Genomic DNA, 233 nt, shown 5'->3' with positions numbered 1-233 from the left:
TTGTCGAGTACGAACTGGGCTACGTTTCGGTATGCGATCAGCGCCTGTGGCGGTGCCTGGCAGTAGTCGAGGGAGCGCATCATGATGCGCCTGGTGAGATCCTTGGGGCTGATGGCCACTTCGCAGAAACACCAATGCAGGAAGGTGGTCAGCTCGCTGCGGTAGGTCTTGTAGTTGTTCTCGCTGTGGCGCTGCTCCAGCAGCCAGTCGACGGCCAGCTCATAGACGAGGCC

At 60.1% G+C, this 233-nt stretch carries 1 protein-coding gene; it reads right to left on the bottom strand.

From position 1 onward, the window contains the following. Positions 1–233 (bottom strand): hypothetical protein (locus tag B4920_RS28125; protein ID WP_216820154.1); only part of this gene is annotated, 233 nt, incomplete at both ends.

This window comes from Zoogloea sp. LCSB751, assembly GCF_002028455.1.
Classification (GTDB): Bacteria; Pseudomonadota; Gammaproteobacteria; order Burkholderiales; family Rhodocyclaceae; genus Zoogloea.
The sequence above is the reverse complement of the archived record's forward strand: the minus strand, read 5'-3'. Positions and strand labels throughout refer to the sequence as shown.